The sequence below is a fragment of the Kitasatospora sp. NPDC048296 genome, assembly GCF_043201815.1.
GTDB lineage: Bacteria > Actinomycetota > Actinomycetes > Streptomycetales > Streptomycetaceae > Kitasatospora.
On the sequence record NZ_JBICZB010000026.1, the window covers coordinates 53,223 to 69,958 of the forward strand.

Consider the following 16,736-nt stretch of genomic DNA (forward strand, 5'->3'; position numbering starts at 1 on the left):
TCGCCCCGGCCAGGAGTCCGCGCCTGCTGACGGGGAGACGTCCACGGGATGCGTTCATGGCGGCCAGCCTCACCGGACGGAGGTGAACCGCGCCGGACCGGCAGCGTGAACTTTCGCGCCGGGCGGGCGATGCGGGAGACTGCCCGCTGTGACGAGTGCGAACGGTGAGTGTCCGCGGGTGATCCGCACCCTGATCGCGGACGACCAGGAGGCCGTACGGCGGAGCGTGCGGCGGATCCTCGACGCGCAGCCGGACATCGAGGTGGTCGGCGAGGCGGCCGACGGGCAGGCCGCGCTGGAGCAGGCGGCCGAACTGCGGCCGGACGTCGCGCTGGTGGACATCCGGATGCCGAGGCTGGACGGGCTGGAGGTGACCCGGCGGCTGTCCGGCTCGGTGCGGGTGGTGGTGCTGACCACCTTCGACCTGGACGAGTACGTCTACCCGGCGCTGCGGCACGGCGCGTCCGGGTTCCTGCTGAAGCGTTCCGGCCCGTCCCTGCTGGCCGAGGCGGTCCGGGCGGCGGCCGACGGGGAGAGTCTGATCAGCCCGTCGGTCACGGTGCGGCTGCTGAAGCACGTGACGGCGCCGCCCCGCCCCGCGCAGCCGGCCCCGGTGGTGCCGCTGACCGAGCGCGAGGTGGAGATCGCCGGTCACGTCGCGGCGGGCCGCACCAACGCCGACATCGCCGCCGAACTGTTCATCTCCCGGGGCACGGTGAAGACCCACGTGGCCAGCATCCAGCGCAAGCTGGGCGTGCCGAACCGGGTGGGGATCGCCGTGTACGCCTGGGAGATGGGGTACCCGGTGCCGCAGTGACCGCCGCAGTGACCGGGGCGGAAGCGGTGACCGGGGCGGAACGGGAGCGCGTCCACGGGGCCGAGGGGATGCTCCGTGGACGCGCGGAACCTACGAGGTGGGGGTGGCCTCCGGACATGGCGTCCTCCGGCCGGTAGTTCGATCGTCGACCGAGGTAGTGCTCAGCGGCAGACCCTGATCCGTCTCGATCTGTCGCCACTGCCTCCTGCGGTCGAACTTCCTTCAGCTACCTCGCAGGTCCATCTCCCATCATGCGCCTCCTACGGCGCGCGCACCAGGGGTGAACGGCCCGAATTCGGGCAAATTTCGCAAGTCGCGAGGCCTTCGGCGGGCCGAGGCCTTCGTCGGGCATTGCGGGCCGTCGGCCCGCTACCAGCCGTCCACGAAGCTGAGCGTCCGGTGGTACGGCCCTTCCGGTCCGGTGCTGCGGTAGTCCTCGACGCTGCTGCCGGTCCGCACCGTGCGGTCCCCGTCGTGGCGCTGGGCGGTGGGTCGCAGGGTGTGGTCCACGGTGGAGCGCTCGGTGACGTGGCCGCCGGTCGCCGTGGTGGCCTCGCGGTGGTAGCCGAGGTCCATCGCGGTGCGCTGGTCGGTGTTCCCGGCCGCGTCGTGGGTGACCTTGTAGGTGACGTCCAGCGGCTCGCCCTCGTGCACCGTGGTGGTGCGGTGCGGCCCGCCGCCCCAGGTGGCGGTGGTGCGGGTGAGGTCGGTGCCGTTGTGCAGCGTCACGTCGTTGCCGCTGTCGCGCAGTTGCTGGGCGGAGCTGAAGGCGAGGTCGTCGCGGACCTCGGTGGTGATCCGGCCGTGCGAGGTCTGTACCCAGCCTCGGGCGAGGTCGTGCCGGGCGGCGGTGACGGTCCAGTCGCCGCTGCCGCCGCCGTGGTCGGTGAGCTCGGTGCCCACGGTGGCCTCGGGGGCGACCCGGTAGTCGGTGAGCTGCCCGGAGGTGCGGTCGGTGCCGTGGTCGACCTCGGCGAACAGGTTGACCTGGCCGGTCCAGACGTCGTTGCTCTGCGCCTCGCTCGCGTTGACCGTGATGCCGACGGTGTGCGGGCGCCCGTCCAGCAGCAAGCCGATGTACGGGGTGAGGTCGAGCCGGTAGGCGGGCAGGTCGAAGGCGAAGATGCCCGGGATGGGCCGCCACAGCAGCGGGTCCCAGCCGCCGGTGTAGATCACCGGGTACGGCCAGACCGCGCCGGCCACCCGGCCGTCCACGGTGAGCCGCAGCTCGCGGAACGGGCCCTTGCCGCAGGCGCCGATCGACGGGTTGGCGGCGACGAAGGCGTCCGGCGCGGAGGCGTAGGCGAACTCCTCGCAGGCGCCGCCGCCCCGGGCGTAGACCTCGGCGGTCAGGCGCTCCAGGTTCTGCGGGAAGGTGAGCTCGCGCCCGGCGGTCGGGGCGGCCTGGGTGAGCGCGAACGGGCCGGTGGTGAGCAGCTGGTCGGCGCCGCGGGCGGCGGGCCAGCGGTCGTTCGCGGTGTAGAAGGTCAGGCTCGCCGAGATCTTGTAGACGCCGGTGTAGGTGGCGTCGGTGACGTTGGCGAGGTCGAAGGAGAACGGCTGCGGTCCGGCCGTGAACAGCGGGGCGTAGCGGGTGAGGTCGCGCTCGACGTTCCACTGGATGCCGTCCTTGGACGGCTCCGGGGTGGAGGAGAGCAGGACCTGCACGCCGCCGACGCGAACGCTGAAGATCCGGTCGAACTGCCGCCCGGCGACCTGCCCGTGGAGGTCCATGACCACCGCCGACCAGGGCCCGGCGCAGTCGGCGGGCGGGGTGAGGGTGGCGGTGTACGGGGTGTCGGGCGGGTTGCCGTACCCGTTGCGGAATTCGCGCTCGTGCATCACCTCGACGGTGCAGGAGCGGGTGTCGGGGCGGGTGAGCGGCTTGGTGGCGGTGACCGGGTCGTGGTAGCCGGTGCCGAAGTCGGCGTGGGCGGGTCCGGCGGCGGTGAGGGTGCCGGCGAGGGCCAGGAGGGCGGCGCCGACCAAGCGGGCGGTGCGGCGCAGCAGAGGCCTTCGGGACTCGGTTCGGCGGAGCAGGGGGTGCAGGGCCACGGTGGATCCCCGGGGTCGGCGGCCCGTCGGCGTGCGACGGGGCGGGTGGATGATCCGGGCATCCTTCCGGCGGTGGCATGTGAGCGTCAAGGGTGGGTGCCGGAGCTCCCGCGACTCCTACGGTTCCTCCAACTCGGCCGCCTCCTGCCGGATCACGTCGCGCAGCACCGCCAGCGTCGGGCGGCGGTCGTCCGTCCGCCACTGCATCTCCAGCGGCAGGGTGGCCCGGCCCTCCAGTCGTACGGTGGCGACGTCCCCGGTGAGGTGGCCGGTCATCGAGCCGGGCACCAGCGAGAAGGCGCGGTTGCGGGCGAGCAGGTAGAGCCGGGAGCCGACGATCCGCGGCGGGCTGACCAGCACCGGCGGGTCGGTTCCGTGCTCCGCGCACAGGCCGAGCACATGGTCGTAGTAGCGGGGGTGCTGCTCGCGCGGCCACAACAGCAGTGGGAGGTCGCGCAGTTCGGCCAGGCGCAGGCCGGTCCGTCCGGCCAGCGGGTGGTCCCGGCCGAGGGCGACCCGCACCGGCTCGTCGGCGATCCGCTCCAGCCGGTAGCCGGGCACCTCCGTCAGGAAGCGGCCGAGGCCGATGTCGGCGAGCTCGGTGGCCAGGGTGGTGGACACCTGCCCGGTGTCCACGGCGAGTTCGGCGGTGGTGAGCGTGGGCAGCTCCTGCTCGGCCCGGCTGGCCACGGCGGGCAGCAGCCGGTTCACCACGCTCGGGGAGGCGACGATCCGGGCCGTGCCGAGCCGGGACTCCTCGTGCAGCCGCACCCTGGTCAGCAGCGCCCCGGCCTGTTCGAGCAGCCGGGCGCTCTCGGTAACCATCACCTCGCCCGCCTCGGTCAGGGTGACGGAGCGGCGGCTGCGGTCGAACAGCTCGACGCCGACGGTCCGCTCCAGCCGGGCGACCTCCTGGCTGACCGTCGGCTGCGAGACGTGCAGCCGCTCGGCGGCCCGGCCGAAGTGCAGCGTCTCGGCGACGGTCAGGAAGACCTCCAGCTGACGCAAGGTGAGACCCATGCCGTTCAGCCTAGTACGAACTGATAGGTGATCGCCTATCGGAAGCCCCAGGACTCATTCTGGATTCCGATGCGAAGCGTCCATACGCTGATCGTCGCGTTGCCCCAACGCAGTGGCATCTCACAGGGAGATCGCATCATGACCGGACTGCCCACCAGCACCCCCGCCATCAAGGTCTCCGAGGAGGTCGCGCAGGCCGTCGCCGACGGCCGTCCCGTGGTCGCACTGGAGTCGACGATCTTCACCCACGGCCTGCCCCGGCCGCGCAACCTGGCCGTCGCGCTGGAGGCCGAGCGGCAGCTGCGGGAGGCGGGCGTCGTCCCGGCGACCACCGGAGTGCACGCCGGCGTGCCCACCGTCGGCCTGAGCACCGAGCAGATCACCGAACTGGCCGCCGCCGACGGCCTGGACAAGGTCAGCCTGCGCGACCTGCCGGTGGTCGCCGCGCTCGGCCGGCACGGCGGCACCACCGTCGCCGCCACCGCCTTCCTGGCCCACCGCGCGGGCGTCCGGGTCTTCTCCACCGGCGGCCTCGGCGGCGTCCACTTCGGCGCTTCCGAGAGCTTCGACGAGTCGGCCGACATGACCACCCTGGCCGCCACCCCGGTCACCGTGGTCAGCGCCGGCGTGAAGTCCATCCTCGACATCCGGGCCACCCTGGAGCGCTTCGAGACCTTCAACATCCCGGTCATCGGCTACCGCACCACCAAGTACCCCGGCTTCTACGTCACCGACTCCGGGCACGAGATCAACTTCAGCGTCCAGTCGCCCGAGGAGGCCGCCAAGGTGATCGACGCCCGCGACCGGCTCGGCCTGCCGCAGGCCGTCCTGATCGCCAACCCGGTCGACCCAGCCAAGCAGCTGCCGCCGGAGGAGCTCGACGGCATCCTGGCCCGTGCCTGGGCCGAGGCCGAGCGCCGGGGCGTCACCGGCAACGCCTCCACCCCGTTCCTGCTCGACCACATCCAGCGCGACACCGGCGGCCGCAGCCTGGAGGTCAACGTCGAGGTCTACCGCGGCAACGTCCGCCTCGGCGGCGAGATCGCCACCGCCCTGGCCGCCGCGTCGACCGGGGCCTGACCCGTGCTCGGGGTGCTCGGCGACCTCGTCGAGGACATCGTGGTCTGGGTCGACGGCCCGCTGCGCCACGGCACCGACTCCAGTGCCCAGGTCTTCCGGCGGCGCGGCGGCAGCGCGGCCAACGTCGCCCGCTTCGCCGCCGGGCAGTACCCGGCCCGCTTCCTCGGCTGCGTCGGCGCGGACCCGGTCGGGGACGGCATCGTCGCCGAACTCGGCGGCCACGGCGTGGACGTACGGGTGCAGCGGCGCGGCCGGACCGGCAGCATCGTGGTGCTCATCGACCAGGACGGCGAGCGCACCATGCTGCCCGACCGCGGCGCCGCCACGCTGCTGGAGCGCGTCCCGCAGGAGTGGCTGGCCGGCCTGACCCACCTGCACGTGCCCGCCTACTCCTTCGACGGCGAGCCGGTCGGCGCCACGGCGGTGGACGCGCTGGGCCGGGTCCGGGAGGCGGGCGGCACCACCTCGGTGGACGCCTCCTCGACCGGCATGCTGGAGCAGTTCGGGCGGGAGCGGTTCCTGGGCCTGCTGGCCGAGTTGGCGCCGACCTTCGTGTTCGCCAGCCGGTCCGAGTCGGCCCTCCTCGGTCTGCTGGTGGACGGCCTGCCGGGGCCCGGGCGCGCCCGGCTGGCGGCCACCACGGTGGTCACCAAGTCCGGTGCCGAGGCGACCACCGTCGACGTGTCCGGCGAGGGGCTGTTCACCGTGCCGGTCCCGCCGGTCGCGCGGGTGCGCGACCTCACCGGGGCCGGGGACGCCTTCGCGGCGGGCTTCCTGGCCGGCTTCCTGGACACCGGGGACCTGCGCCTGGCGGCCGGGCTCGGGCACCGCAGCGCGGCCCGGGTGCTGGCCTCGCCGGGGGCGAGCGCGGGGTAGGCGATTCGCCGGGGTGGGGCTGCGGGGTGGGCGGTTGGGTGGGGCCGCCTAGCCGCGCAGTGCGTCCTTGCGGAGGAAGTGCTTCAGCCTCTGCCAGGTCCAGGCGTTGATCACGTCCTCGGCGGTGAGCCAACCGCGCTGCGCCGTGCCGATGCCGAAGCGCGGGTAGGCGAGGTGGCCGGTGGCGTGCGCGTCGCTGTCGATCGCGAAGCGCACGCCGTGCCGCCTGGCCCGCAGGATGTCCTCGTCGCGCAGGTCGAGCCGCTGTGGGGAGCTGTTGATCTCGATCGCGGTGCCGGTGCGCGCGGCCGCCGCGAACACCGCGTCGAGGTCGACGTCGATCGGCCCGCGTCGGCCGATCCGGCGGGTGGTGAGGTGGCCGATGATGTGCACGTGGGGGTTCTGGCAGGCGCGGATCAGCCGGCGGGTCTGGGCGGCGCGGTCGAGGGCGAAGTGCGAGTGCACGGAGGCCACGCAGACGTCGAAGCCGGCCAGGAACTCGGCCGGCCAGTCCACCCCGCCGTCCGGGCCGATGTTCAGCTCGGTGCCGTGCAGCAGGCGCAACTTCTTGTGCCGGTCGGCGAGTTGGCGAAGCTGCTCGCGCTGGGCGAGCATCTTCTCGTCGGTCATCCGCTGCATCACCAGGTCCGGCGCGTGGTCGGTGACGGCGTAGTAGGAGTAGCCGCGCGCGGCTGCCGTGTCGATCATCTCGGTGAGGGTGGCCAGGCCGTCGGTGAGGTCGGTGTGGGTGTGCAGGTCGCCGCGAAGGTCCGACTCCTGGACGAGATCCGGGAGTTCACCGTTCAGCGCGGCCTCGATCTCGCCCCGGTCCTCGCGCAGCGTCGGTGGGATCCAGGGCAGGCCGAGCGCGGCGTACACCTCCTCCTCGGTCTCCGAGACGACCTTGGCGCCGTCCGCCTCGGCGCCTTTCCCGGCCCCGCCGTCCTTCCGGGTCCCGCCGTCCTTCCCGGCTCCGCCCTCGACTTCGAACAGCCCGTACTCGGAGAGCTTCAGCCCCGCCCGCACCGCCATCGTGCGCAGCTTGATGTTGTGCGCCTTCGACCCGGTGAAGTAGACCAGCGCCGCGCCCCAGTCCTCCTCCGGGACGACCCGCAGGTCCACCTGGATGCCCTGGGTGGTGCGGACCGAGGTCTTGGTCGGCCCGCTCCCGATCACCTCGGCCACGTAGGGGAGTTCGGTGAGCGCGGCCATCAGCGGGGCGGAGTCGGCGGCGGTCGCCAGCACGTCGATGTCGCCCACCGTCTCGCGCATCCGGCGCAGCGAACCCGCGTACGCGCAGCGGGTGCAGCCGGGGACGGCCGAGAGCGCCTCGACCAGCTGGTCGGCCAGCTCGGTGGCGGTGTCGAGCAGGGTGCGGCCGCCGGACTGCCGCATCAGCTCGATGCCGTGCAGGATCTTCTCGCCGCTGCGCTCGCCGAAGCCGACCAGGTCGGACAGCTTGTCGGCACGGATCGCCTCGGCGAGTTCCTCGACGGAGGCGATGCCGAGGTCGCGGTAGAGGGAGAGGGCGCGCTTGGGGCCGACGCCGGGGACGGCCATCATCTCCCGCACGCCGGACGGGATCTCGGCGCGCAGGGTCTCCAGCGCGGCGATCTTTCCGGTGGCGAGGTACTCGGCGACCTTCTCGGCGGTGGACCTGCCGACGCCGGGGATCTGCTGGAGCCCTTTGACGTCCAACTCGGCCAGGTCCTCGGGGTGGCCGCCGACCGCGCGGGCGGCCTTCTCGTAGGCGCGGGCCCGGAAGGCGTCCCCGCCGGTGATGTTGATCAGGTCGGCGTACTCCTGGAGCAGCTCCCTGACCTGGTCGTTGAGCCGGGGCATGGGGCAAGTCTAGGTTCGGCGGCCCCGGCTCGCCGGGTGGTCGGCCGATGCCCGCCGGGTGGCCGGCCGGCGTCCGCCGAGCGGTCAGTCGTACGCGACCGCCAGCAGCAGGACCACGGTGAGGCCGCCGCCGGGGGTGGGCTCGACCGCGAGCCGGCCGCCCGCCGCCAGCACCAGGCTGTGCAGTGCCGGGCCGACCGGTCCGGTGGCGCGCGCGCCCGTCGGCAGCCATTCGCGGGCCTCGGGCGGCTCGTACGAACCGCGGTCGGAGATCCGTATCTCCACCCGCTCCCGCCTGCGCGCCGCGCCGCCCCGCCCGGTCGCGGCCCGGGGCGCCGCCGGGCGGGTGGGGGTGACCTCCGCGCGGACCAGCACCCGGTCGCCCAGCGGGCTGCGCCGGATCGCGTGGTCGACCAGCCCGGCTATCGCGGCCTCCATCCGCCGGGCGTCCCCGGCCACGACCGGCAGCCCGGGCGCCATCCGGACCGTGACCGCCGCGGCCCGGCCGCCGCCGCGCACCACCCGGTGCACCACCTCGGCGACCTGGACGTGCCGCGCCTGGGGCTCGCACCCGGTCTGCCGGCCGGTCCACCTCAGCCGGTCCAGCTCGGTGCGGGACAGTGTCCGGGGCGAGGCCATCGCGACCGGCGGGACCGGGCCGAGGACTTCCGGCGCGCCCTTGCCGACCTTGCGATCGCTGCGGCCCGCGCCGCCGAGCGCGCCGAGCGCCCGGGCCCCCGAAGCCACGTAGCCCCAGAGTTTCCCGCGTGCCATCGCCCTGCCCCTCGTGCCTGACCGGTGGCCGTCATCGGTTCCGCGGCCGACCGGGGCGGACCGCTTCCCGGGCCCTGCTGCCAGGGTGCGCCTCCGCCGTCCGGGTGACAATCCGGCTCCGGGGCGCGAAGCGGTCACCGGCCCCCGCCGAGCGGCAGGCCGGGCACCCGCCGACCGGCGGGGCCGTCCGTCCATCGCAAAGAACTCTTCGCAAAAAAGCCTTTGCAAACGTCTCTTTGCGGTCCTACGCTCCTGCCATGACCGAAGACCGCGGCTGGAAGCACAGCGACGACCCGCACATCGCCATCACCGCCAAGGGCATGCGGGCGATGGCGCACCCCGTGCGCATGCAGCTGGTCGGGCTGCTGCGCAAGCACGGCCCGTCCACGGCGACGAGGCTCGCCGCGCAGCTGGGGCTCAACTCCGGGGCCACCAGCTACCACCTGCGCCAACTCGCCGCCGCAGGCTTCGTCGAGGAGGACCCGGAGCGCGGCAATGCCCGTGAGCGCTGGTGGCGTTCGGCCCACCAGCTCACCGTCTGGACGGGGGACGACATGGCCGACGAGGAGCCCGAGACGGCCGTCGGCTTCCTGCGGTCCGTCCTGGCCGCGCACGCCCTGGCCGGCCAGCGCACGCTGGACGCCTTCGAGACCATGCCGCGCGAGTGGCGCCGGGTGACAGACCTCAGCGACCTGGTCCTGCAGCTCACGCCCGCCGAGGCCGAGCGGCTGACCGGCGAGCTGTCCGACGTGATCGGGCGCTACCGCCGGATCGGCGCGGGCGGGCCGGTCCCGGAGGGCAGCGAGCAGGTCTCCGTGATCGTCCACGTCCTGCCGGACCCGAGCGCCACCGCAACCGAGGGGGAAGCCGTATGACCACGACCGTCGTTGACCCGCCCGCGCGCAGCTTCCGGCCGCTGGCCGGGGTGCTGACGGCCATGGCCGTCTCCACGACCGGGACACGGGTCTCGGCCATCGCCCTGCCCTGGTTCGTCCTGGCCTCCACCGGCAGCGCCACCATGACCGGCCTGGTCGCCTTCGCCGAGATGACGCCGTACGTGCTGGTCAAGGCGCTGACCGGGCCGCTGGTCGACCGGCTCGGGCCGCGGGTGGTGTCCTGGACGACGGACGCGGTGAGCGCCGTCGCGGCCGGGCTGGTCCCGCTGCTGCACGCACACGGGCTGCTGCCGTTCTGGCTGCTGCTCGCGATGGTCGCGGTGATCGGCGCGATGCGCGGCCCGGGAGACCTGGCCAAGTCGGTCATGGTCCCGGAGGCGGCCGACCGGGCCCGGGTGCCGATGGAGCGCGCCACCGGGCTGTCGGGCGTCACCGAGCGGCTGGCCTCCACGATCGGTCCGGCGGTCGGCGGCGGGCTGGTCGCACTGATGGGCCCGCTGGCCGGGCTGGCGGTCAACGCAGCCACCTTCGCACTCGGGTCACTGGTCATCGCGGTCGCGCTGCCGCGCGGCATGGGGCGCCCGGCGGTGCCCGGTGCGGCCGCGTCGTCGTCCGGGTCGTCGTCAGGGTCGGCGGGGGAGGGGGAGCAGGGCGGCTATTGGCTGATGTTCCGCGAGGGCTTCGCCTTCCTGCGGTCCGAGCCGCTGCTGCTCGCCGTGATCGTGATGGCCGGCATCACCAACCTGCTCGACGCGGGCTTCACGACCGTCCTCGTCCCGGTCTGGGCGCGGGAGTCCGGCAACGGTCCGGCCGCCATCGGTCTGACCGCCGGTGTCATGGGCGCCACGGCAGTCGTCGGCAGCCTGATCGCGGCGGCCGTCGCCTCGCGCCTGCCCCGGCGGACGGTCTTCTTCGCCGGCTTCCTGCTGTGCGGTGCGCCCCGCTTCCTGGTGCTCGCCCTCGGTGCGCCGATGTGGGTGGTGGTCACGGTGTTCGCGGTCGGAGGCTTCGGCTCCGGCTTCCTCAACCCGATCCTCGGCGCCGTTCTCTTCGAACGGGTGCCCCGCCACCTCCTCGGCCGCGTCCACGCGCTCGGCGACTCCCTCGCCTGGGCGGGCATCCCCCTGGGAGGTCTCCTCGCCGGCGGCGCGGTCGCCCTGGTCGGTCTGATACCCAGCCTGCTCACGGCCGGGCTCCTGTATTTCGCCACCACGACGCTGACCGCGCTGCGGCCGGAGTGGCGGGAGATGGACCGTCTGCGGGGGCACACGAGCACCGCGGTCGTCGAGCAGGAGGCGGAGCCGGCACGCGCGTAGGTCATCGACCATCCAGGACGGGCGACCTGCCCAACGGAGGAGCAGGAGGCTGACCAGGGCTGCGAGGGCGCACCAGGTGGAGACGAGGGCGAGACACCAGAGCAGGGCGCAGAGCCCGGCGCCCGCGACCAGCCCGCCGGCCACGGCGTTCGCCTGCGCGCTCCAGCGCATCGGCCGGCCGCCTACCCGCCCTTCCCGTCCCTGCCCTAGTCGTCCCTGCCCTTCGAGTCCTCGTCCTGTTCGTCGTTCTCCCCGGGTTCATCCCTGTCCCCGGATTGGTCCTGGCCGCCGGGTTTGTCCCAGGGAGCGTTCTCCGGTGGCGATCCGATGCTCTCCAGGGTTTCCCGGACGGTGCCGGGCATCGCCGGGTGCCGCCCGATCACGATCACCCCGATCACAATGGCCAGCAGTCCGATCGCCTCCCAGGCCAGCGCGCCCGGGGTGACCCGCAGCCGGTCGCCCAGGAATCCGACCGCGCAGGCGATCCCGGCCAGCGGCTGGGCGGCGGTCAGCGCGGGCAGGGACATCCGCAGCGGGGCGGCCTCGAAGGCGCTCTGCACCAGCAGCAGCCCGACCACGCCCGCCGCCACCACCGCGTACGGCTGCCAGGTGCGCAGCACCGCCATCAGCCCGTCGTGGTCCAGGCGCTGGGTGGTGGTGCGGGTGAGCGCGTCCTGCAGGCCGTAGAGCAGCCCGGCGGCGAGCGCCAGCAGCGTGGCCTCCTCGAACAGCGGCAGCCGCCGGGCGAGCGAGACCAGCAGCAGGGTCAGCCCGACCACCGTGCCGACCACCAGCCAGTGCCGCAGCTCCCCGGCGGATGGTCCGCCCCCGGTGGGCCGCCCGGCCACGATGAACGCCGTCACCCCGAGGCCGAGCAGCAGCACCCCGGCCCAGCCGGAACGGCCCAGCGTCTGACGGGTCAGCACCCGGGACAGTGCCATGGCGAAGAGCAGGTTGGTCGCCAGCAGCGGCTCGACCAGTGACACCTGGCCCTGGTTGAGCGCGAGCGCGGAGAGCAGCAGCCCGCTGACCATGAACCCGGTGCCGAGCAGCCACTCCGGCATCCGCATCAGGTCCAGCAGCAGCCGCCAGCGCAGCATGTCGGCACGAGGGGCCCGCTGCGCCGCGTGCTGCTGGAGGACGAAGCCGAGCCCCAGACAGCAGGCCGCGCCGAGAGCGAGGAGGAAGACCGCCACGAAGGGACCACCAGGTTGTCGCTGCCCCGCGCCGCGCCGGCGGGTCCGGGGTGGGGTCGGCGGTCGCGGCGCGCTTCCGTCAGCCTACCGCCGGGGCGGTGGCCAGGCCGATCAGACGCGGGACGGCCCGCCGATCGGACGCGGGACGGCCCGCCGATCGGGCGTCCGGAGGCAGCGCGGTTCGGGTGCCGACGGCACGGCGGCCGTGTGCCACCCGGCCGCGCTTGCCGCTTCGGGTGGGGCAGGCGCACGCTGGTGTGAGCGGCCGCCACGGGTCCACCGCCCGTGCCGGTCCCATACAGGCGCGACGGGGGCAGGCGCCAGGAGGTGTGGCATGCACAACCAGTGGGACGTGGAGCTGAGCTTCGAAGAGGACGGCGTGCACACGACGTGCGACGCCAGGCTGGTGGGCGCGAGGGCGCCGGGCCTGAACGCCCACGGCGAGGCCGAGAAGAGCGCGGAGGACCGTCCGCTCGCCAGGATCGGCGAGGAGGTCGCGGCCTCCCGTGCCCTGGAGGAACTGTCCCGCAAGCTGCGGGCCCAGGCCACCGGGGAGATCGAGGACGAAGGGCACCGCCCGGGCTACCTGATCTACTGACCCCGGCGGCTTTCCGAACGCCCGGGCCTTTCGAGCAGGAAGGGGCGGCCGCGTCGGCACGGTCGCCCCGACCTTCCCGTGCGCTCCGGCTCAGCTCCAGGGGTTGGCCGGCTGGGCGTTGATGGCCGTCCAGAAGCGGGTGTCGGCCGGGAGGGTGCCGGTGGCCCAGAGCGACCATCCCTCACCGTCGTGGAACTCGGCCATCCGCCAGTCGCCGCCGAAGGAGTCCGCGCACAACTCGTCGGCGGCCTCGCGGCTCGTCAGCTCGGAGCCCGCCGTCGGCGCGGTCGCCGCGACCTCGCCGCCCGCCCAGCTGTGGAAGCCGGTGGTCGGGATCCCGTCCGGGGCCGGTCGGTCGTCCACCAGGATGCAGAGCACCGGCAGTTCGGTCTCGGGGTCGGTGTCGCCGAGGTAGGGGTTGCTGAGGCCGTCGGCCCCGACGTGCACCGAGCTGCCGCGCTGCTCCAAGGCGGTCCAGGTCAGCCCCAGGTGCTCGCCCGGCGAGGCGGCGACGGCCGGGGCCGACGCGACGGCGGACGCGCTGTTCGGAGGGACGGCCAGGGCGGCGAGCGCGAACACCGCAGCGGGGGCGAGGCGTCGGACGAACACGGGCATGGCTGCTCCAGGGAAGGGGGAGGCGAGTGGGGCGGCTGCGGGGCCGTAGTCTGCCAGCGCCAAGTGCCATGTGGACCTGAAGACTTGATGGTTGCGTCGGTTTCCGGCCGCCGCCCGCTCGCTTGGTCCGTGGACTACCGGACCGGCGCCGCGTCGCGTCCCCATCGCCCAGCGTCCACACCAACGTCAACGCCGGACCCGCAAACACCACCGCCGGCGCCATCGGATGGGCAGCCGCCACCTGTGATCCACCGCGCGCCGTGGTCTCGGTCATCCGGCCACGCTACGGGGGGTGAACGCACCCGACACCGCGACACCTGGCCGGTGGCCGTATGCTCCCCTCGTGGCCTGACGGGCGATCGGCCCGGGCTCCGGTTTCCCTGATCGGCCGAGTGGCGGGGCTGGGTAGTCTGCCGCGATGACGGACAGAGAACTGATCGTGGACCTGCGCGGTCGACCGATCGAGACACTCGACGACTTCTGGGACGCGGTGAGCGAGCCGTGCGGGCTGCCAACGTGGTTCGGCCGGAACCTGGATGCCTGGTCGGACACGATCGAGACCCGCGGCATCTCCGAAGTGATCGACAGCCACGACATCCTGACCGTGCACGTCGTCCAGCGGGGACTCTTCACGGGGAACCGGCCGGAGGCGCAGGTCCTGGCCGAGATCTTCGACGGGGTACGGAACCGGCTCGTCGTCCACCCGTTGGCCTGACGGAGCCGCGCGGTGTCTCAGGCCTGGCGGCGACGGGTTTGACGCCCTGATTCCGGAGTGGACGGAGGCCCCTTCCCCGCGGTCGATTCGATGAGCCACCGGACGAACGGGCATGGGCGCGAGTCAGTCGATCGGCCGAGGGCTGAAGATCCCCCCCGCACGGGAAGTCGGACCCGCCGACTTCCCGTGCGGACTTCGAGGTGGGGCGCGGCAATCCGTGGTCCGATCGCGAGCATTGGCGGGCCCGACGAGGCGCAGTGGTCGGAGCCCGTCGCTTCATGGGGCCGAATCCGGTGCAAGCCGGCCGAGCCCGAGCTCCGGCGTGGTTCCGCGGCGGGAGTGGGGGTGGGGGCTAGCGGCGTCCGGGGTCGGGCGTGGTTGTGAGGGCGACGCGTGGGGGCCGCGCGGGCCGAGGTCGGACGTGCCGCAGCGGCGTCGACTCGGGGCGTCCGCTCGGCTCGTCGTGATGCTGCGCCGGGCCGGGTCAAGGGCGGGCGGGGGTGAGGAAGTCCAGGACGCGGTGGTTGACCTCGGGAGCGGCGGAGGTGGGGAGGGTGTGGTGGGAGGTGTTCGGGATGGTGGCGATGGTGGCGTGGGGGACGGCTCGGCGGGTGGCTTCGGCGGTGTGATGAGGATCGTGGGGGCGGGAGTTGGCGGCGTACAGGGTGAGGAGGGGGGTGGTGAGGGCGCGGAGGCGGGCGGGGGTGGGCCGGGGGCCGGTGATGACGGGGGAGGCGGGGAAGCCGGCGTAGCCGAGGGCGTAGAGCTCGCGCCAGGCGGGGTCGAGGCCGTGGCCGCCGGATTCCCAGTCGAGGTAGGAGCGGGCGCGGGCCGGGGTGCGGCGGGGGAGGAAGAGGGGGAGGACACGGAGGAGGTAGCCGGGGCGGAAGCCGGTGAAGCACTGGGTGGGGTCGAGGAGTGCGAGGCGACCGACGCGGGTGGGGGTGTGCAGGGCGTATTCGAGGGCGATCCAGGCGCCGTAGGAGTGGCCGCAGAAGTCGGCTTCGGGGACGCCGAGTTGGTCGAGTACGGTGTCCAGCCAGCCGAGCAGGCCGGGGACGTCACCGAGTGGCGCGCCGTCGTGGACGCTGCGGCCCGGGTCGCCGATGAGGTCGACGGCGAGGACGCGGTGGCCGGCCTCGGCCCAGGCGCCGGCGTTGGCGAACCACGTGGTGGAGGTGGCACCGCCGCCGTGGAGGAGGACGAGGGGGCGGCCGTCGGCGGGGCCGCAGGCGTTGATCCGGGTGGTGCCGTGCGGGGTGCGGACGGTGAGGGGTTCGACCGGGACGGGCCAGCGGGCGAGCAGCGCGTCGTAGGCGGCGAGGAAGGGAGCGGTGACGGAGCGGGCGGTGCGGGTGGACATGATGGGCCTCCGCGATGTGGTGTGATCGGCGACCGGATCACATAGGGAATCGCTCGTTGAGCAAGTATCTCGCTGAGCGAGAGAATAATGGCATGCGAGTGCCCAAGGAAGGACGAGAGGGTGTCCGAGGCTGAGGAGCCGATGCGGCTGGTCCACCTGCTGCGCGGTCTGACGGTCGAACTCGACCTGTTCGGGGCGGAGTTCGCGGCTCGCAACGGTCTTCATCCGACCGATCTGCGGGCGCTGATCCACCTGTTGGACGCCGCCCGGGCCGGGGAGGTGGTCACCCCGGGCCGGCTCGGGGAGGCGCTGCGGCTGAACTCGGCCGGGACCACCGCTCTGGTGGACCGGCTGGTGCGGCTCGGGCTGATCCGCCGTGAGCGCGACCCGCAGGACCGGCGAAAGGTCCGGCTGGTGGTGGAGGAGCGGGCGATGGAGCTGGGGCAGGGCTTCTTCGGCGGGCTGATCGGCGACCTGGTCGCGGCGATGGGCCGGTTCGACCCGGCGGAGCTGACGACGGCCCGGCGCTTCCTGGAGGCGATGACGGCCGTGGTGGCCGCCGCCCGGGAGGAGGGGTGACGGAGGAGCGCTACGCGGGCCCGAGGGTCCAGCTGATCACGGACAGGGTCGCCATCGACACCAGCGTCGACCAGAGCACCGTGTCCCGGGCGAGGTCGCTGCTCTGCCCGTACTCGCGGGCGTAGGTGTAGACGTTCTGCGCCGTCGGCAGGGCGGAGAAGAGCACCACGGTGAGCAGTTGGTGCGGAGGAAGGTGGAGCAGCGGCCCGGCGACGGCGAGGGCGACGAGCGGCTGGACCAGGGTCTTGACCGCGACGGTCAGCCCGACCTCGGCGCGGCGTGAACGGCCGTCGGCGGGCGGGCGGTTGTGCAGGGACATGCCGAGGGCGATCAGGGCGGTCGGCACGCCGGCGCCGCCGAGCAGTTCGCAGGAACGGTTCAGCTCGGCGGGCAGGTGCAGCCCGGCCGCGGAGACGACGGCGCCGAGCGCGGTGGCGAGCAGGATCGGGTTGCGCAGCGGCAGGGTGAGCAGGGCCCGGCGGCCGGCCGCGCCGCTGTCCAGGACGGCGAGAACGGCGGGGGTGACCAGCAGGATCTGGAACAGCACCACCGGCGCGACGAAGGAGGCGTCACCGAGGACCTGCATGGTCACGGGTATGCCGAGGTTGGCGGAGTTGACGTATCCGGAGGCCATCGCGCCGATGGCGAGTTCGCCGGACTTGCGCCGGAAGAGCAGGTGCCCGGCGAGCAGCCCGAGGCCGGTCGCGACGGCGGTGCCGGCCGCGAAGGCGAGCATCGAGGGATTGGCGAACCGGTCGAGCGGGGTGCGGGCGATCATCAGGAAGAGCGCGGCCGGCATCGCGACGTGGAAGACGAAACGGTTCAGCACCACCTCGGCCTGCGGCCCGAGCAGTCCGGTGCGGCCGACGAGGTAGCCGATCCCGGTGAGCACCCAGATCGGGGCGAAGCCGGACAGCAGCGGATGCAGGGATGGCATGGTTCCTCGGATCGCTCGGACGGGTCTGCCGGGTTCGGCGGGGATCGCCCGCCCGCG

General features: G+C 73.6%; 16 protein-coding genes and 1 pseudogene. 8 read left to right on the forward strand and 9 right to left on the reverse strand.

The genetic code is table 11. The annotated features are described in order from the left end of the window. Positions 1–178 precede the first annotated feature (178 nt). Positions 179–817: a response regulator gene (locus ACGF12_RS17760; protein ID WP_393030298.1), complete on the forward strand. Its 639-nt coding sequence runs from the start codon at positions 179–181 to the stop codon at positions 815–817. A 369-nt stretch (positions 818–1,186) separates the two neighbouring features. Here the strand turns inward: ACGF12_RS17760 and ACGF12_RS17765 are convergent, their stop codons facing one another. Beyond that, complete coding sequence (locus tag ACGF12_RS17765) at positions 1,187–2,872, reverse strand: peptide-N4-asparagine amidase (protein WP_393030301.1); 1,686 nt, start codon at positions 2,870–2,872, stop codon at positions 1,187–1,189. 117 nt (positions 2,873–2,989) lie between these two features. Continuing rightward, the gene (locus ACGF12_RS17770) at positions 2,990–3,892 is read right to left on the reverse strand and encodes a LysR family transcriptional regulator (protein ID WP_393030304.1); all 903 of its coding nucleotides are present in this window, start codon (positions 3,890–3,892) and stop codon (positions 2,990–2,992) included. A gap of 138 nt (positions 3,893–4,030) precedes the next feature. Here ACGF12_RS17770 and ACGF12_RS17775 point away from each other — a divergent pair, with 138 nt between their 5' ends. Together ACGF12_RS17775 and ACGF12_RS17780 are read left to right on the forward strand one after the other, a co-directional pair. After that, complete coding sequence (locus ACGF12_RS17775; protein ID WP_393030307.1) at positions 4,031–4,972, forward strand: pseudouridine-5'-phosphate glycosidase; 942 nt, start codon at positions 4,031–4,033, stop codon at positions 4,970–4,972. A 3-nt stretch (positions 4,973–4,975) separates the two neighbouring features. Then, positions 4,976–5,848: a carbohydrate kinase family protein gene (locus ACGF12_RS17780; RefSeq protein WP_393030310.1), complete on the forward strand. Its 873-nt coding sequence runs from the start codon at positions 4,976–4,978 to the stop codon at positions 5,846–5,848. Positions 5,849–5,896: 48 nt separating this feature from the next. Here ACGF12_RS17780 and ACGF12_RS17785 read toward each other — a convergent pair whose 3' ends face one another. Both ACGF12_RS17785 and ACGF12_RS17790 read right to left on the reverse strand, forming a co-directional pair. Continuing rightward, on the reverse strand, positions 5,897–7,690 hold the full coding sequence (locus ACGF12_RS17785; protein ID WP_393030313.1) for a helix-hairpin-helix domain-containing protein: 1,794 nt from the start codon (positions 7,688–7,690) through the stop codon (positions 5,897–5,899). Positions 7,691–7,774: 84 nt separating this feature from the next. Continuing rightward, entirely contained in the window at positions 7,775–8,464 is a 690-nt protein-coding gene (locus ACGF12_RS17790; RefSeq protein ID WP_393030316.1) for a hypothetical protein, read from the reverse strand. 257 nt (positions 8,465–8,721) lie between these two features. Here ACGF12_RS17790 and ACGF12_RS17795 point away from each other — a divergent pair, with 257 nt between their 5' ends. Together ACGF12_RS17795 and ACGF12_RS17800 are read left to right on the forward strand one after the other, a co-directional pair. Further along, positions 8,722–9,339 carry an ArsR/SmtB family transcription factor gene (locus ACGF12_RS17795; RefSeq protein ID WP_393030319.1) on the forward strand — a complete coding sequence of 206 codons (618 nt, stop codon included), beginning with the start codon at positions 8,722–8,724 and terminating at the stop codon, positions 9,337–9,339. After that, positions 9,336–10,676: an MFS transporter gene (locus ACGF12_RS17800; RefSeq protein ID WP_393030322.1), complete on the forward strand. Its 1,341-nt coding sequence runs from the start codon at positions 9,336–9,338 to the stop codon at positions 10,674–10,676. The genes ACGF12_RS17795 and ACGF12_RS17800 overlap by 4 nt, the downstream gene beginning before the upstream one ends. 30 nt (positions 10,677–10,706) lie before the next feature. On the opposite strand, the pseudogene ACGF12_RS17805 reads toward ACGF12_RS17800, so the two are convergent. After that, positions 10,707–10,847 (reverse strand): annotated as a pseudogene (locus ACGF12_RS17805) (DUF6629 family protein); the annotation flags it as partial. Between the two features lie 35 nt (positions 10,848–10,882). Then, entirely contained in the window at positions 10,883–11,872 is a 990-nt protein-coding gene (locus ACGF12_RS17810; RefSeq protein ID WP_393030325.1) for a DMT family transporter, read from the reverse strand. A 334-nt stretch (positions 11,873–12,206) separates the two neighbouring features. Between ACGF12_RS17810 and ACGF12_RS17815 the strand changes: the two genes are divergently transcribed. Continuing rightward, positions 12,207–12,470: a dsRBD fold-containing protein gene (locus ACGF12_RS17815; RefSeq protein ID WP_387626036.1), complete on the forward strand. Its 264-nt coding sequence runs from the start codon at positions 12,207–12,209 to the stop codon at positions 12,468–12,470. A gap of 90 nt (positions 12,471–12,560) precedes the next feature. Here ACGF12_RS17815 and ACGF12_RS17820 read toward each other — a convergent pair whose 3' ends face one another. Further along, complete coding sequence (locus ACGF12_RS17820; RefSeq protein WP_393030329.1) at positions 12,561–13,085, reverse strand: hypothetical protein; 525 nt, start codon at positions 13,083–13,085, stop codon at positions 12,561–12,563. A gap of 418 nt (positions 13,086–13,503) precedes the next feature. Here ACGF12_RS17820 and ACGF12_RS17825 point away from each other — a divergent pair, with 418 nt between their 5' ends. Next, positions 13,504–13,800 carry a barstar family protein gene (locus ACGF12_RS17825; protein WP_393030332.1) on the forward strand — a complete coding sequence of 99 codons (297 nt, stop codon included), beginning with the start codon at positions 13,504–13,506 and terminating at the stop codon, positions 13,798–13,800. 484 nt (positions 13,801–14,284) lie between these two features. Here ACGF12_RS17825 and ACGF12_RS17830 read toward each other — a convergent pair whose 3' ends face one another. Continuing rightward, positions 14,285–15,163, reverse strand: coding sequence for an alpha/beta fold hydrolase (locus ACGF12_RS17830; RefSeq protein WP_393030335.1), 879 nt, complete (start codon positions 15,161–15,163; stop codon positions 14,285–14,287). 141 nt (positions 15,164–15,304) lie between these two features. Here ACGF12_RS17830 and ACGF12_RS17835 point away from each other — a divergent pair, with 141 nt between their 5' ends. Continuing rightward, the gene (locus ACGF12_RS17835) at positions 15,305–15,742 is read left to right on the forward strand and encodes a MarR family winged helix-turn-helix transcriptional regulator (protein ID WP_393030437.1); all 438 of its coding nucleotides are present in this window, start codon (positions 15,305–15,307) and stop codon (positions 15,740–15,742) included. 10 nt (positions 15,743–15,752) lie between these two features. Here the strand turns inward: ACGF12_RS17835 and ACGF12_RS17840 are convergent, their stop codons facing one another. Then, the gene (locus ACGF12_RS17840; protein ID WP_393030337.1) at positions 15,753–16,679 is read right to left on the reverse strand and encodes an AEC family transporter; all 927 of its coding nucleotides are present in this window, start codon (positions 16,677–16,679) and stop codon (positions 15,753–15,755) included. Positions 16,680–16,736 lie beyond the last annotated feature (57 nt).

Coding starts and splice junctions, on each gene's coding strand:
- ACGF12_RS17790 (WP_393030316.1), bottom strand. CDS start 8,464: ATGGCACGCGGGAAACTCTGGGGCTACGTGGCTTCGGGGGCCCGGGCG.
- ACGF12_RS17825 (WP_393030332.1), top strand. CDS start 13,504: ATGACGGACAGAGAACTGATCGTGGACCTGCGCGGTCGACCGATCGAG.
- ACGF12_RS17785 (WP_393030313.1), bottom strand. CDS start 7,690: ATGCCCCGGCTCAACGACCAGGTCAGGGAGCTGCTCCAGGAGTACGCC.
- ACGF12_RS17835 (WP_393030437.1), top strand. CDS start 15,305: ATGCGGCTGGTCCACCTGCTGCGCGGTCTGACGGTCGAACTCGACCTG.
- ACGF12_RS17840 (WP_393030337.1), bottom strand. CDS start 16,679: ATGCCATCCCTGCATCCGCTGCTGTCCGGCTTCGCCCCGATCTGGGTG.
- ACGF12_RS17800 (WP_393030322.1), top strand. CDS start 9,336: ATGACCACGACCGTCGTTGACCCGCCCGCGCGCAGCTTCCGGCCGCTG.
- ACGF12_RS17795 (WP_393030319.1), top strand. CDS start 8,722: ATGACCGAAGACCGCGGCTGGAAGCACAGCGACGACCCGCACATCGCC.
- ACGF12_RS17770 (WP_393030304.1), bottom strand. CDS start 3,892: ATGGGTCTCACCTTGCGTCAGCTGGAGGTCTTCCTGACCGTCGCCGAG.
- ACGF12_RS17830 (WP_393030335.1), bottom strand. CDS start 15,163: ATGTCCACCCGCACCGCCCGCTCCGTCACCGCTCCCTTCCTCGCCGCC.
- ACGF12_RS17775 (WP_393030307.1), top strand. CDS start 4,031: ATGACCGGACTGCCCACCAGCACCCCCGCCATCAAGGTCTCCGAGGAG.
- ACGF12_RS17815 (WP_387626036.1), top strand. CDS start 12,207: ATGCACAACCAGTGGGACGTGGAGCTGAGCTTCGAAGAGGACGGCGTG.
- ACGF12_RS17820 (WP_393030329.1), bottom strand. CDS start 13,085: ATGCCCGTGTTCGTCCGACGCCTCGCCCCCGCTGCGGTGTTCGCGCTC.